The sequence below is a fragment of the Exiguobacterium sp. s157 genome (genome assembly GCF_018618205.1).
GTDB lineage: Bacteria > Bacillota > Bacilli > Exiguobacteriales > Exiguobacteriaceae > Exiguobacterium > Exiguobacterium chiriqhucha.
The window spans coordinates 165678-179953 of the sequence record NZ_JACSLQ010000006.1 but is presented as its reverse complement, the minus strand read 5'-3'; the positions used below and the strand labels follow the sequence as shown (position 1 = coordinate 179953).

Genomic DNA, 14276 nt, shown 5'->3' with positions numbered 1-14276 from the left:
AACGGCTTGAGCCCTGTCGAATACAGGTCTCAAGCCGCTTAGGTTGGTTTTCATTATTTACCCTGTCTACTTGACGGGGAGCAGTTCACGAGTTGAAGGGTGTTTTGCTGTGAATTGGCACTGATTCCGCTTCGACACTTTTTTCAACGGATGATTTTGTTATAATGGACGAAGTGTAACGAAACGAATCATTAAAGGAGTTCAGACATAGATGAAATGGAAACAGATGCTCATCCCAGCTCTCGCCGCGACGGTTTTTCTCGGCGGATGCTCTATGAAAATCCCGATGGGGGAAGAAGAAGTCACACCGACAGGCGAAGAGACGGCAGCCGAAGGGGTCACTCAAGCGATTCAAGCGCGTGATTCATATTACCAGATGGTCATTCCGTTTAAACCAGCTGCGGCCCGAGGACTGGCGCAACGTCAAGTCAGCTCATCGCTCGAGCTCGAAGAAGTGGAGCTCGGCCTCATGCGCCATTCGACCGGCGCGTTCGATCCGGAGAAGTACGCCTATCAAGAAGGACAGCTATTGACGAGTGAAGATGTATCGCGTCTGCTTGGCCGTAAAGACAAAACGTCAGAAGGTCTCGTTCCGCTCAACCCGGCGTATGCGAACGGCACGGCCGAAGTGGCCGAGGAGCAGTTCGTCGAAGAGAACAAAAAGTCGCCACTCTATTTGGCGTCGCTCGTCGAACAAAACTATATGACGAAAACGGATAGTGGGTATCAACTCGGCGGTGTGTCGTTCGCCTTGATTTTGAATCAAGAGTACGTGTTCCAAGCGCCGAACTTCGGTCCGACCTATACGGAAAAGTTGGACGAGAAGAAAGTCATCGCTGAAGGAGAACGCATGGCGAATGAACTCGTCGCCCAGTTGCGGAAACGTGAGGACTTTAAAGACCTCGATATTAACGTCGCGTTGTATATGAAAGCGCCGCAAGGTTCACCGACACCAGGGAACTATATCAAATCGGTATTCGTCGGCTCAGCCAATGAAGTGGCGGCGAACGACTGGACCGCCATCGATGAGACCTATTATTACTTCCCGTCCGCCACGGCGACGACCGAAGTGCGCGACGATGCCCAAAAGTTCTCCCTCTTCAGTGACCGGATTGCCGATGTGTTCCCGGATTTCAGCGGAATGATTGGAAAAGGCTTCTATCAAAACGGCGAGTTGTCACGAATCGAAATCGACATCCCCATCCAGTTTTATAGCCGGGCCGAGCTCGTCGGGTTCACCCAGCACGTCGTCGGTCTGCTCGAGAACCGGTGGGAGTACAACCGGAACGTACCGGTCCGCATCAACGTCACCTCACTCGGTGGCCAACAAGCAGTGACCATCGTGTTCGAAGAAGGCATGGACAGTCCGAGAGTATATTTCTAATCGTAAGAAGGCATCGTGATGAAACGAATGCCTTCTTTTTTTCGTATGCTAAGTAACGAGGAAATTCTTTGACCTTCTTTGACCAAATCGGTAGAATAGACTTAACAGAATCGGGAAAGAAATAGGTGAGGTGAAACGAGATGGCAAAAAACTATTATGACGTCCTTGGCGTGCCGAAAGAGGCGTCCGACCAAGACATTAAGCGAGCGTATCGAAAACTGGCAAAACAATACCATCCGGATGTGAACAAAGACTCGGGCGCACAGGACAAGTTCAAAGCAATCCAAGAAGCGTTCGATGTGCTGAGTGATCCTGATAAGAAAGCGAACTATGACCGCTATGGCAGTCCAGAAGGACCGACGTTCGGCGGAGGGACTTACAGCGGCGACGGATATGGGGAAGGATCGGCCCAGTTCGAAGACTTGTTCCGTCAGTTTGGCGGCGGGTCACGGACGACGTCGCGGACGTTCGGGTTCGAGGACATGTTTGGTAGCTTCTTTAATCAAGCGGTCGAAGAAGACCTCGATGAGACGGTCCGTGTCAACGTCCCACTCAGTCAATTGACGTCTGATTCCAAAGTGAGTCTGCGTCTCCAGACGGGAACGGTCAACGTGAAAATCCCGCAAGGCGCCCACGAAGGGCAAAAGTTACGGCTCAAAGGTAAGAGCAGCAAGGTCGGACAAGCGGGTGACCGCGGCGACGTGTACGTTGAGCTGCATTTCACGGATGATGATACGTACCGTCGAGAAGGAGCGAACGTCATTACCGTCAAACGGTTGCGCCCGCTCGCTTTCCTCGACGGCACAGAAGTCGTCGTGGCGACATTAGATGGTGGCCGGGTCAAACTGAAAGTGAAACCGGGGTCACGCCCGGGTCAACGGATGCGCATCCCAGGGCGCGGGTTCATGACCGCCTCGAAAGTCCGGTCGGATCTCTTCGTCCAACTCGAAGTCGACTTGCCGCTAGACGCCGGCCACCGATCTGTTTACGAACAACTCGAACGTTGAGCCTAAGGAGGAAGCAGAATGGATTTCAATCGATTTACCGATAAAGCACATGAAGGCATCGTCAGTTCGCAGGCACTTGCGAAACAGTACCACCATAGCGAGATGAACGAATGGCACGTCTTGGCATCGATGATTTCACAAACGGACGGCATCGCGCCGCTCCTACTGCAAAAAATGGAGCTGAGCGTCGCCGAGATTGAGGCCGAGGTCGCGATGGCACTCAAGAACGCACCGAAGCTTCAAACGCCGACGACGCCGATGATTTCGGCCTCGCTGTTGAACGTGTTGACAACGGCGGAGCGGGAAGCGACCGGTATGAGTGACGAGTACGTCTCGGTCGAGCACGTCCTGCTCGGCATCATTATGAATAAGAGCCAAGCGCAAAGCATGCTCGAGCGCAAAGGTGTGACCGAAGAGAAACTACGCGAGGCGCTCGTCGCCGTCCGCGGAAATCGGCGCATCACGTCGAAGTCGCCGGAAGCGACGTATGACGTCTTGACGAAGTATGGCCGCGACTTGATTCAAGAAGTGAAGACCGGCAAAATCGATCCCGTCATCGGGCGTGATAGCGAGATTCGGCGCGTCATCCGCATCTTGAGCCGGAAGACGAAAAACAATCCGGTCTTAATCGGAGAACCGGGTGTCGGGAAGACGGCGATCGTCGAAGGGCTCGCCCAACGCATCGTTCGCGGTGACGTTCCGGAAAGCTTGAAAGATAAGACGATTTTCAGCCTCGATATGAGTTCGCTCGTCGCCGGGGCCAAATATCGCGGTGAGTTCGAAGAGCGGCTCCAAGCTGTCTTGAACGAAGTGAAAGAAGCGGAAGGGAAAATCATCCTCTTCATTGACGAACTGCATACGATTGTCGGGGCCGGCAAGTCCGAAGGGGCGATGGATGCCGGGAACATGCTCAAACCGATGCTCGCCCGCGGCGAACTCCACTGCATCGGCGCGACGACACTCGATGAGTATCGCCAATATATCGAGAAGGACCCGGCACTTGAGCGCCGTTTCCAACAAGTGCTCGTCGACGAACCGGACGTCGAAGACACGGTGTCGATTTTGCGCGGTTTGAAAGAACGCTTCGAGATTCACCACGGTGTCCGCATTCATGACAACGCGCTCGTCGCAGCGGCCGTCTTATCGAACCGCTACATCACCGACCGGTTCATGCCGGACAAGGCGATTGATCTCGTCGATGAGTCGTGTGCGATGATTCGGACGGAGATGGAATCGATGCCGGCCGAACTCGATGAACTCGTACGCCGCGTCATGCAACTCGAGATTGAGGAGGCGGCCTTGAAGAAAGAAAGTGATGACGCCTCGAAGAAACGACTCGATGCGCTGCAACAAGAACTCGCCTCGATTCGCGAACAGTCGGACGCGCTCCGACTCCGTTGGGAGAACGAGAAAGAGTCGACGCATCGCGTGCAACACATCCGTGGCGACTTGGAGAAAGTGAAGCTCGAACTGCAAGAAGCTGAGAGCCGCTATGATTTGAACCGGGCCTCCGAGCTCAAATATGGCCGTATCCCGGAACTCGAGCGTGAACTCGCGGAAGCGGAACGGCTCGCCGGTTCGGTGACACGTGAACTCGTCCGCGAAGAAGTGACCGAGGAAGAGATCGCCGAGGTCGTCTCGAAATGGACGGGGATCCCCGTGACGAAATTGACCGAAGGAGAGCGAGACAAGTTGCTCAACCTCGAGACGGTGCTCCATCAACGTGTCTTCGGACAAGACGATGCGATTCGCCTCGTCAGTGATGCCGTCATTCGGGCTCGAGCCGGCATTAAAGATCCGAACCGTCCGATCGGCTCGTTTTTGTTCCTCGGACCGACGGGTGTCGGGAAGACCGAACTCGGGAAAGCGCTCGCCGAGGCGATGTTCGACTCGGAAGACCATATCGTACGTCTCGACATGAGCGAGTATATGGAGAAACACGCCGTGTCGCGTCTCGTCGGGGCACCTCCAGGTTATATCGGCTATGAAGAGGGCGGCCAGTTGACGGAAGCAGTCCGCCGCAACCCGTACTCGGTGCTCCTGCTCGATGAGGTCGAGAAAGCGCACGCCGATGTGTTCAACATCTTGCTGCAACTGCTCGATGATGGTCGCTTGACCGATTCGCACGGACGTGTCGTCGACTTCAAAAACACAATCGTCATCATGACATCGAACATCGGGGCCGACATCTTGCTCGAAGCGGCGAAAGATGGTGTCATCGATGAGGCGGAAGAACGCCAAGTCATCGAGCGGCTCCGCCGCCACTTCCGTCCCGAGTTTTTGAACCGGGTCGATGAGACGATTTTGTTCCACCCGCTCACGCGGGCTCAAATCGGCCAAATCGTCGAGAAAGCGGTCGCGCGCATGGGTAGTCGCTTGACGGCGCGCTCGATTCAAATCGAGATCACGGATGCAGCAAAAGTGTTCATCGCCGATGAGGCGTATGAGCCACAGTTCGGGGCCCGTCCGATCAACCGGTACGTACAACGGACGATTGAGACGAAACTCGCCCGTAGCATTCTCGCCGGAGATATCGAGGACGGCCAGACGGTCGTCATCGATGTCGAGAACGACGAGTTGACGCTTCGTCCCGCGACGGTGACGCATTAAACATTGAAAGAGCGCTGGCTGATGCCGGCGCTCTTTGTTTATGAGATAGGTGTAGGTTGATAGATGCAGTACGGTTCTTCGGCCTTATAGTCGCCGGTGACGGCATAAGCGCGAGCCCGCGAGCCGCCGCATACGTAACGATACTCGCAGTAGCCGCATTTTCCGTGGTGGGTATCGGGATCGCGTAGTGATTTAAAAACCGGGTGGTGCCGGTAAATCTCGGCGAGCGGTGTTTGTTTCACGTTGCCGCACGTAATCGGTAAGAAACCGGACGGCTGCACGTCGCCCGTATGCGAGATGAACACGAAACCGTTCCCGTCATTCGTGCCGCGGGGTGCCTTGGCGAGATCGTCATGCGGATGGCCGATGGGCGACAATCCAACTTGTTTTCGTTTCAAGTTCTCTTGCCGGGCGATGCGCCGATAAAACTGGGCTTCGGTCGTCGAGATGATGAATGGGACGTGTTCTTGCAAAGCGAACGCCCAGCGGAGTACTTCTTCATGCCGTTCTGGGGAGATGGGCTGCAGGAGCGACCCGCGGCCGGTTGGCACGAGGAAGAACAGCGTCCACACCGACACACCGAGTTCACCGACGAGTTTGGCGATGTCCGGGAGTTGATCGACGTTATATTCCGTGACCGTCGTATTGATTTGGAATGACATGCCTTCTTCCCGGAAATAAGAGATGCCGCGCAACGTCCGTTCGAAACTGCCGCGGGTACCCCGGAAATAGTCGTGTGACTTGGCGTCCGGACCGTCGAGCGAGAACGCCCAACGCGTCAATCCGGCATCTTTCGCCCGTTTGACGGCGTCATGGGTCACGCGTGGCGTTGCCGATGGGGTCATCGATACGCGCATTCCGAGCGAGGCGGCGTATTCCGTCAACTCGAACAAGTCTTCGCGCATGAGCGGGTCGCCACCTGTGAAGACAAGAATCGGGTTGTCCATCGCATGAATGTCGCGGATGAGCGCCTTACCTTGGGCGGTGTCGAGTTCACCCGGATAACGATGGAACTGAGCCTCGGCCCGGCAATGGACGCATGACAGTGCACAGGCGCGTGTCACTTCCCAAATGACGATGAACGGATTCTCGTTGTAGTCGATTCGTTTCATACGGACACCACCTGTCTTGCCATGATGCGGGTGACGGCTTGTTTGGCCGAGTCGACGCAGTCGGGGAGACCGACGCCGTGTAAAATCGCCCCACAAGCTTCGACGCCGTCGAGGGAGGACAATGTTTCCTCGAACGCGCGCACGTATTGTTTATGGCCGACCTCATACTGCGGCATCGTGTCGACGTGACGCTCGACTCTCGTGAAGATCGGGTTACCGACGTGTTGAATTTTCCGAAGCTCACGGAGCGCGAAGTCGGCAATCGTTTCGTCGGATTCCGTCAACAGGTCGGGAACGAACGCGGAGCCGATGTAGACGCGTAACAGCGCCTTGTTTTCGGGTGCCATATGCGGCCATTTCTTATGCATCCAGCTACAAGCGGTCAAGGCGTTGCCTTCGCCTTTGGCGATGACGTAACCCGTCCCGTCGAGTGCCTCGACGTCTGCTTTCTCGAACGCTGCGAGCACGGTGATGGAAGACGTGCGTTTCAATGACGACAACCGTTCCGCTTCCGGGAGACCGAGGAGCGGGCCGAGCGCGTTCGGCGAGGTGGCTAACACGATGCCGTCAAACGACTCGACCGTTCCGTCCTCGAGCACCACTTCATGGGGCCGGACTGCCGCGACCCGTGTCCCGAGACAGAGGCGATCAATCGATGGACGGAGCGCCTCGATCAAGACACCAAGCCCTTGGCCGAGCGATAAAAATTTACCCGCCTCGCGCGGTTTGACACCGGCTTGGACAGGAGGTGTCAATGCTTTCATACCGAGAATCAGGCTGCGTGTTTTTTGTTCAATCGTGATAAACTGAGGGAAAGTAGACTCGATGCTCATATCGTCGAGCGTACCATTGTAAATCCCAGACAGGAGCGGTTCGATCATCGCCTCGACGACTTCCGACCCGAGCCGGGCCCGAAAGAACGTATCGAGCGAGATATCCGATCCCGCATAGACGCGGGGCAACACGAGGTCCATACCGGCCCGAAACTTGCCGCGCCACGTGAACAGATCCGTCTTGACCATCGGCCAGAACTTGGTCGGGATGCCCATGACCGAACCTGCGGGCATCTGTCGCAGTCGGTTCCGGACGTAAATGTACGAGGTCCCGGTCATCGACCGGACGAGATCGTCGTCAAGCCCAAGTTCGGTGATCAGCTCGGTCAATGTCGGCTTACGGGCCATATATCCGTCCGGCCCACATTCTAAGACGAAGCCGTCTCGATAAACGGTCTTGATTTTTCCGCCAATCCGGTCACTTGCTTCATACAATGTGACATGCGCTCCCGCCTGTTTTGCATAATACGCGGCGGCCATGCCGGTAATCCCTCCACCGATGATTGCAATCTTGTTCAATCCATTCACCCATTTCTATGTAGTATTCCTACTAACGGTACCGAGAATGTTGACGTAGACATAGGATAAGTCTCACACGGTTCTAGACAAATTCGTCACGATTGGAAGGAGGACCACCTATGATTTGGTTCGGGATAACGGCGGCGGTCGTCGTGGTCGGTATTATCGCGTTCATCGTCTCGATGAATCGGCATGGTGAGAAGCTCGAAGGTGACGAGGACAGCCCATCGGTCATATGGGCCGACGAGGAATGGTATAAGCCGGATAAGGAAGACGGTCCACTTGATGGTTAACCGTCTTCAAATATGTTAAGATGACCCGGGTAAAAACTATCGGACATGGGGTGATTGGATGAACGTATTGGAACAGCAGTTGGCGCATTTGGTCGACGAGTGTCGTCCGTACACAGCACAAGGAAAAGTCGCCGACTATATTCCGGAGCTCGCGCATGTACAAGATGATTTGCTCGGCGTGGCGATTTGCCTACCTGATGGTTCTTATATTCATGCGGGGGACGTCCATCATAAGTTCACGATTCAAAGCGTGTCAAAGGCGTTGACGCTCTGTTACGTCTTGATGGAGTTCGGGGAAGATTACGTGTTCTCGAAAGTCGGTATGGAACCGACGGGGGATGCGTTCAACTCGATTGCCAAACTTGAAGAGACGGTGCCATCGAAACCGCTCAATCCGATGATTAACGCCGGGGCGCTCGCGGTCACGAGCATGATTTTAGGGGACACGGCGGAGCTGAAAATCTATCAGTTCCGTCAATTTTTGGCGACGTTGCTCGATGTCCCGGTCGAGGAAGTCACGTATAACGAAAAAGTCGCTCGCTCGGAATACGAGACGACCGACTTGAACCGGGCCTTGCTCTATTTCATGCGCCATCACGGAATCGTCGAGGGTGATGTCGATGAGATTATCGATGTGTATACGAAACAGTGTGCCATCGAAATCGATTGTTTTGACTTGGCTCGCATCGGCCGGATTCTATCCGGTAACGGCGAAGACCCGGTCACAGGCGAGGAATTGATTCCGCGTCGCGTCGTCCGTATCGTCAAAGCCATCATGACGACGTGCGGCATGTACGACGCATCGGGTGAATTTGCCGTCCGTGTCGGCCTGCCTGGAAAGAGCGGGGTGTCGGGTGCGATTCTCGCGACCGGCAAACACGAGCTCGGATTGAGTGATGTCGGCTTTGGTATTTTTGGGCCTGCCCTTGATTCAAAAGGGAACTCGATTGCCGGGATGAAGTTGCTTGAACTGCTCGTCGAACGCTACACGTCGCGCTAAAGCTTGATGGCGTCGACCGATTCGTCGAGTCGGGTGTGCAGCTTCTGGACGACTTCTTTATAGTCGTCGGTCAAGGCGGCGGGCGGCGTGAAATCGGTCCAGCGCAACAACAGCTGATGCCGGTCATTCATATCACCAAGTTCGGTCTGGAGCCGCTTCAGTTTTTGAACTTGGTCTTTTGAGGCGCTCGGCTCATAGTTTAGTAAGTACTCATTCAAATAGCGCTCCCGTTTCACGGCGAGTCTGACTTTGTGGAGTGTATCGAGCCGGTCGGTCCGTTTTGACGCTGCGTGATGAGTCTCGATGCGGCGCTTACGTTCGGCTTTGGCTTTATCGAGAAAGGCCGCCGCATCTTGTTTCCGAATGGCACGGAATAGTTGCCCGCCGATGAAACGACGGACTTGCTGGTCAAGCGAAGGCGTCATTTTTTCGGTCACACGCGCTTTCAACAGCGTGCGGTCCTTGGCCCGTTGTGTTTCGACATGCTCAACAAAAGCTTGATCGAGCTCGGTCTCGACGGCGAGCCCTTCAAGCAGGACGTCTCCGTCACGCACCGCACCGAGCGCCTCCATCAACTGTTTCAATTGACGATACGTCGAAGGCTTCGTGTCGTACAGTTGCATGAACGTCAATAGCTTGCGTAGATGGACCCGGGCTTGGTGGATATCTTCACTGTTTTGAAACGTGAGCGCCTCGGTCATATAATGATTGAACGTGTTCCACGTCTCTAACAGCTCATATTTTAATTTTTCCGCATTCCGTTGATTCATTCTAATTTTTCCTTTCTGAAATGAGATGAGGTTGCCCATGTATCAAACACATTCACTAAATGAAAAAATCAAACTGTTCTTCACCATCTTCTTCCCGATTTTGGTGACACAAGTGTCCTTTTACTTAATCAGCTTTTTTGACACAGTCATGTCGGGCCGAGCCGGCGCCGTCGATTTGGCGGGTGTCGGTGTCGGGTCGAGTTTATGGATGCCGGTCTATACGGGGTTGAGCGGGATTCTGCTCGCTGTCGCACCGATTGTCGCCCAGGCGCTCGGGGCCCGCAATATCCAGCAGATTCAACGGACGCTGTACCAAGGCGTATACTTAGCGATCGGTCTGAGCATCGCGACGCTCGTGCTCGGCTTTTGGCTCGTCCCGACGGCTGTCGACGGCATGGGACTGAGTGAGGAAGGGAAACGGATTGCCAAAGGGTATTTGCTCGCACTCGGATTCGGGGTGTTGCCAATGTTCTTGTTCAACGTGCTACGCACGCTCATGGACTCGCTCGGCAAAACGCGAATCTCGATGCTACTTATACTATTAGGGTTACCCATTAACGTCGGATTAAATTACATCTTCATCTTTGGAAAACTCGGCGTCCCGGCCTATGGCGGTGTCGGGGCGGGAATCGCCTCGGCCATCACATATTGGTTGCTCTTCTTTATGGCGTTCGCGTTTGTCCGGAACGGCAAGCCTTTCCTTGAATATCGTTTCTTGCGCTCAGTGGAGCGTATCTTCTGGCCGAGACAGAAAGAACTGCTCAAGCTCGGGACACCGATCGGTCTCGCCATTTTTGCGGAAGTGAGCATCTTTGCGGCGGTGACGTTGCTCTTGAGTGAATATGGAGACAATATCGTCGCGGCCCACCAAGCGGCCATCAACTTCGCTTCATTTGTCTATATGTTGCCGTTGTCCGCGTCGAGCGCGCTGACGATTGTCGTCGGCTATGAGCTCGGGGCCCGGAGGCTGAAGGATGCCGTACGCTATGCCAAAATCGGTATCGTCCTTTGTCTCGGTGTGTCATCATTCTCGGGAGCGCTTCTGTTTTGGCAAAATGAACGGGTTGCGGCCATCTATACGAACGATGCGGCCGTCGTGGAACTCGCGGCCCACTTCATGATTTTTGCGGTCTTCTTCCAATTATCGGATGCGGTCGCCGCCCCGATTCAAGGGATTTTACGCGGGTTCAAGGACGTCAACGTGACGCTCATCTTGTCGCTCATCGCCTATTGGGTCATCGGCCTCCCGCTCGGCTATGCGCTTGCCGAACAGTTCGGTTTCGGACCGGACGGCTATTGGATTGGTTTGATTGCGGGTCTAGCGGCCGGAGCCGTGTTGCTGGTCATGCGTCTCATTCATATCGTCAAACGGTATGAGGCCCAACCGATTACGAACGAAACATCCTAACCGAGACAGGTTGACGCTACGGCGTCAGCCTTTTTGTTGTTTGAGGGGGAAACAGGATGGGCAAAGAACTGGGGAAATCAAGTTTGTCAGTTGGTAATATTGGTCTATACAACTATACTGGTTTTTGATATGATAACGATGAAGCTACTTGAAGAAAGGTGGATGACCGATTATGGTGATCATCAATGCACACATCGTTTCGGGGGACGAAACGTGGGAACGAGGCTATATCCAATCCGATGGCACGACGATTGTGAGCGTCGGTGCGATGGAGGACTATCAGGCAGGAACAGATAAAGAGATTGACGTTCGTGGGGCACTCGTGACGCCAGGCATGATTGACGTCCACATCCACGGCGGTTACGACGTCGATACGATGGATGCGGACGTGGATCGACTACGTCATCTCAGCCGTTCGATGCTCGCTGAAGGTGTGACGTCTTATTTTGCGACGACGATTACACAGTCACCGACTGCCATTACGAAGGCGTTGCAAGCAGCCCGGACTGTCATCGAGGCGGGAGACACGTCACTCGTCGGCATCCATCTAGAGGGACCGTTCGTCAACGTCGACAATGCGGGGGCACAGCCGGCCGAATATATTATCGATCCCGATGCAAATCAATTCCGCACATGGCAACAGGAGGCGGGCGGTCACATTCGCCTCGTCACGTATGCGCCGGAACGTCCGGGAGCACGTGAGCTTGAACAGGTGATGGGTGAAACCGGTGCAATCGGATCGACCGGACACACGAACGCCACGTTTGCCGAGAACAAGGAAGCGAACGTCAAGCATGGCACGCACTTATACAATCAGATGCGAGGGATTCATCATCGGGAGCCGGGAACGGTCGGCTATTGTCTGTTGGAGCGGGACGTCATGGTTGAAATCATTCCAGACGGGATTCACAGCCGTCACGAGATGGTCGACTTCGCCTATCGCATGAAAGGGGCAGACGGTCTCGTCGTCATTACGGATGCGATGCGCGCCAAAGGTCTTCCGGACGGCCGTTATGAACTCGGGGGTCAACCGGTCATCGTCGAAGGCGGGGCGGCTCGACTCGAAGCCGGGAACTTGGCCGGCAGCGTCTTGACGATGGACGCGGCGTTCCGCAACATGCTGTTATACACGGGATGCACGGTGCAAGAAGCGGTGAAGATGACGTCAGCGAACCAAGCGCGTGAGTTCGGCTTGACGAACAAAGGGGCCATCGCGCCTGGCTTCGACGCGGATCTCGTCATTTGGGATGACGCAATGACGGTTATAACGACGATTCATCAAGGACAGGTCAGTTATTCGAAGGAGGACATGCAATGAACATATTAGTGGCGAACACACCGACGGACGCAGAAGAAATCGCATATACACTCATCAAGGAGCGGGTCGCCGGGAAGCGCGATTTCGTGCTCGGACTCGCGACAGGCAGTACACCGGTCGGGATGTATCAGATGTTCAAACGAGATCGGCTCGACTGCAGTCATGTGACGAGCGTTAATCTTGATGAGTATATCGGGCTCGCGCCGAGTCATCCGCAAAGCTATCATCACTTCATGGAAGAGAAGCTGTTCAATGACATCCCATTCAAACAGAGCCATCTGCCTCATGGTGACGCGGCCGACCCGGAAGCGGAAGCGGCTCGCTATGAACAGCTCGTCCGCTCGATTGGTGTCGACCTGCAATTGCTAGGCATCGGAGAGAACGGACATATCGCCTTCAATGAGCCGGGTACCGCGCTCGATGCGAAGACGCATGTGACCGAACTGACCGAGTCGACGCGTGAAGCGAACCGCCGTTTCTTCGATTCAATCGAAGACGTGCCGACGCAGGCCATCACGATGGGACTCGATACGATTATGAACGCACGCGAGATCGTCCTCGTCGCGACCGGTACCCGTAAAGCCGAAGCCGTGCATCACATGATTGAGAGCGTGCCGACGATTGACTGGCCGGCTTCCATCTTACAGGCGCATCCAAGTGTGACCATCGTGCTCGATGCCGAAGCGGCCTCGGCTTGTAGCAATGTGTTACAGGCGCGTGGCAGTGAAGCGGCCGACCGATTCTTTTCGATTCGAGCTTGATGACCTGGAGACAAGTGTCTCCAGGTTTTTTTCTCGCTAACTGTGGGAAATTGTATGGAAATGGATTTGTAATCAAAACGTTTTCGACAAAAGTCGAGGTTTCCTCTATAATAGGTGAAGCTCATATCATTCGATCGCGAAGGAGAAACTCATGAATTCAAGAACCCAAGCTCGTAGACGGCGCAAAGGCCCGTCTGCGTTTTATAAGCTGTTCAGCGCCCTTGTATTGATTGCCGTCATCGTTGGCTCAAGCATGTATGGAACGGCTTTTTATAAAGCGCATAACATGCTGTCAGGTACTCAAGTGACGCTTGAGGATGATCCGACTATCGAACCGACTCGATTTGATAAAGAGGATACCGAGAGCTTCCTCGTGCTCGGGACGGACTTGTCCCCGCAGAAGAAAGCGCGCGGCGAGTATGGTCGGTCTGACGTCATGATTGTCGTCATTCTGAACAAGAAAAACAAACAGACGACGATGCTCAGCATCCCGCGTGACTCGTACGTCAACATCGACTATACGGGCTTCAATATCCCGTACGGTAAGACGGGTCTCGATCAAGACAAAATCACGCACGCCTATTACTTCGGGTCGATGGATGAATCGAACCCGAACAACGGTATGCGGATGGCGACGAACACGATTGAAGACTTGGTCGGCATCGACATCGACCACGTCGTCTCCCTCAACTTCCAAGGGTTCGTCGACTTCATCGATGCCGTCGGCGGGGTCGAAATCGACGTCCCGTTCTCGTCTGAACAGAAGAGTTACGACGCCTCACGAGAAGTCGTCCAAGTCGAAGCAGGGCTTCAGCAGTTATCGGGCGAAGAGGCACTCGCTTACGTCCGTAACCGCTATGACGACCCACGCGGAGACATCGGTCGCGGACAGCGTCAGATGGAAGTCATCAATGCCGTCCTTGACCAAGCGCTCGGCACGTCGCTCATCAACAACTACGACAAAGTGTTGAAAGCAGTCGGGGACAACATGCAGACGACGCTCGGTCCGAACGATTATATGCGTTTAATCGAGGACGTCGGCGCCCTCAACAACACGGTTCAATATCAGTTGACCGGTGAAGGGGCCCGCGGTGTCGACGGTCATTTCTATTACTTCTTGAACGAGCCGTTGCTCGAAGAAGTTCGTTACCGCGTCCAACAGGCCGATGCCGGGAATGAAGTCGAGCCGATGACCGATACCGAGCTTGAGACGTATATGTACGACCCAGCCGGAATCACGTATGAAGCACAATAAAAAAAT

General features: G+C 54.6%; 12 protein-coding genes. 9 read left to right on the top strand and 3 right to left on the bottom strand.

Annotated elements, in window-relative coordinates:
• Nucleotides 1-211: 211 nt before the first annotated feature.
• The 3 genes from KNP67_RS12445 (at nt 212) to clpB (ending at nt 5001) form a co-directional block, all read left to right on the top strand.
• Nucleotides 212-1384: a CamS family sex pheromone protein gene (locus KNP67_RS12445; protein WP_214756708.1), complete on the top strand. Its 1173-nt coding sequence runs from the start codon at nt 212-214 to the stop codon at nt 1382-1384.
• A 140-nt stretch (nt 1385-1524) separates the two neighbouring features.
• Complete coding sequence (locus KNP67_RS12440) at nt 1525-2391, top strand: DnaJ C-terminal domain-containing protein (protein WP_021065212.1); 867 nt, start codon at nt 1525-1527, stop codon at nt 2389-2391.
• Nucleotides 2392-2409: 18 nt separating this feature from the next.
• On the top strand, nt 2410-5001 hold the full coding sequence (gene clpB / locus KNP67_RS12435) for an ATP-dependent chaperone ClpB (protein ID WP_058765687.1): 2592 nt from the start codon (nt 2410-2412) through the stop codon (nt 4999-5001).
• 38 nt (nt 5002-5039) lie between these two features.
• Here clpB and KNP67_RS12430 read toward each other — a convergent pair whose 3' ends face one another.
• Nucleotides 5040-6113 (bottom strand): TIGR04053 family radical SAM/SPASM domain-containing protein, encoded by a 1074-nt coding sequence (locus tag KNP67_RS12430; RefSeq protein WP_021065214.1) that lies wholly within the window; start codon nt 6111-6113, stop codon nt 5040-5042.
• On the bottom strand, nt 6110-7474 hold the full coding sequence (gene hemG / locus KNP67_RS12425) for a protoporphyrinogen oxidase (protein WP_214756707.1): 1365 nt from the start codon (nt 7472-7474) through the stop codon (nt 6110-6112). The genes KNP67_RS12430 and hemG overlap by 4 nt, the downstream gene beginning before the upstream one ends.
• Before the next feature lie 110 nt (nt 7475-7584).
• On the opposite strand from hemG, the gene KNP67_RS12420 reads away from it, so the two are divergent.
• Together KNP67_RS12420 and glsA are read left to right on the top strand one after the other, a co-directional pair.
• Nucleotides 7585-7758 (top strand): hypothetical protein, encoded by a 174-nt coding sequence (locus KNP67_RS12420; RefSeq protein ID WP_165569465.1) that lies wholly within the window; start codon nt 7585-7587, stop codon nt 7756-7758.
• Nucleotides 7759-7816: 58 nt separating this feature from the next.
• Nucleotides 7817-8758, top strand: a complete 942-nt coding sequence (gene glsA / locus KNP67_RS12415; RefSeq protein ID WP_021065217.1) for a glutaminase A — start codon at nt 7817-7819, stop codon at nt 8756-8758.
• Here the strand turns inward: glsA and KNP67_RS12410 are convergent.
• The gene (locus KNP67_RS12410; RefSeq protein WP_214756706.1) at nt 8755-9528 is read right to left on the bottom strand and encodes a CHAD domain-containing protein; all 774 of its coding nucleotides are present in this window, start codon (nt 9526-9528) and stop codon (nt 8755-8757) included. The two genes, glsA and KNP67_RS12410, sit on opposite strands and share 4 nt — an antisense overlap.
• A gap of 37 nt (nt 9529-9565) precedes the next feature.
• On the opposite strand from KNP67_RS12410, the gene KNP67_RS12405 reads away from it, so the two are divergent.
• From KNP67_RS12405 to KNP67_RS12390, 4 genes are all read left to right on the top strand, one after another.
• Entirely contained in the window at nt 9566-10936 is a 1371-nt protein-coding gene (locus KNP67_RS12405; protein ID WP_029596101.1) for an MATE family efflux transporter, read from the top strand.
• A 172-nt stretch (nt 10937-11108) separates the two neighbouring features.
• Entirely contained in the window at nt 11109-12254 is a 1146-nt protein-coding gene (gene nagA, locus KNP67_RS12400) for an N-acetylglucosamine-6-phosphate deacetylase (protein ID WP_214756705.1), read from the top strand.
• Nucleotides 12251-13015, top strand: a complete 765-nt coding sequence (nagB, locus tag KNP67_RS12395; RefSeq protein ID WP_021065221.1) for a glucosamine-6-phosphate deaminase — start codon at nt 12251-12253, stop codon at nt 13013-13015. Before nagA ends, nagB begins: the two co-directional genes overlap by 4 nt.
• 151 nt (nt 13016-13166) lie before the next feature.
• On the top strand, nt 13167-14270 hold the full coding sequence (locus KNP67_RS12390) for an LCP family protein (RefSeq protein WP_021065222.1): 1104 nt from the start codon (nt 13167-13169) through the stop codon (nt 14268-14270).
• The last annotated feature ends 6 nt before the right edge of the window (nt 14271-14276 follow it).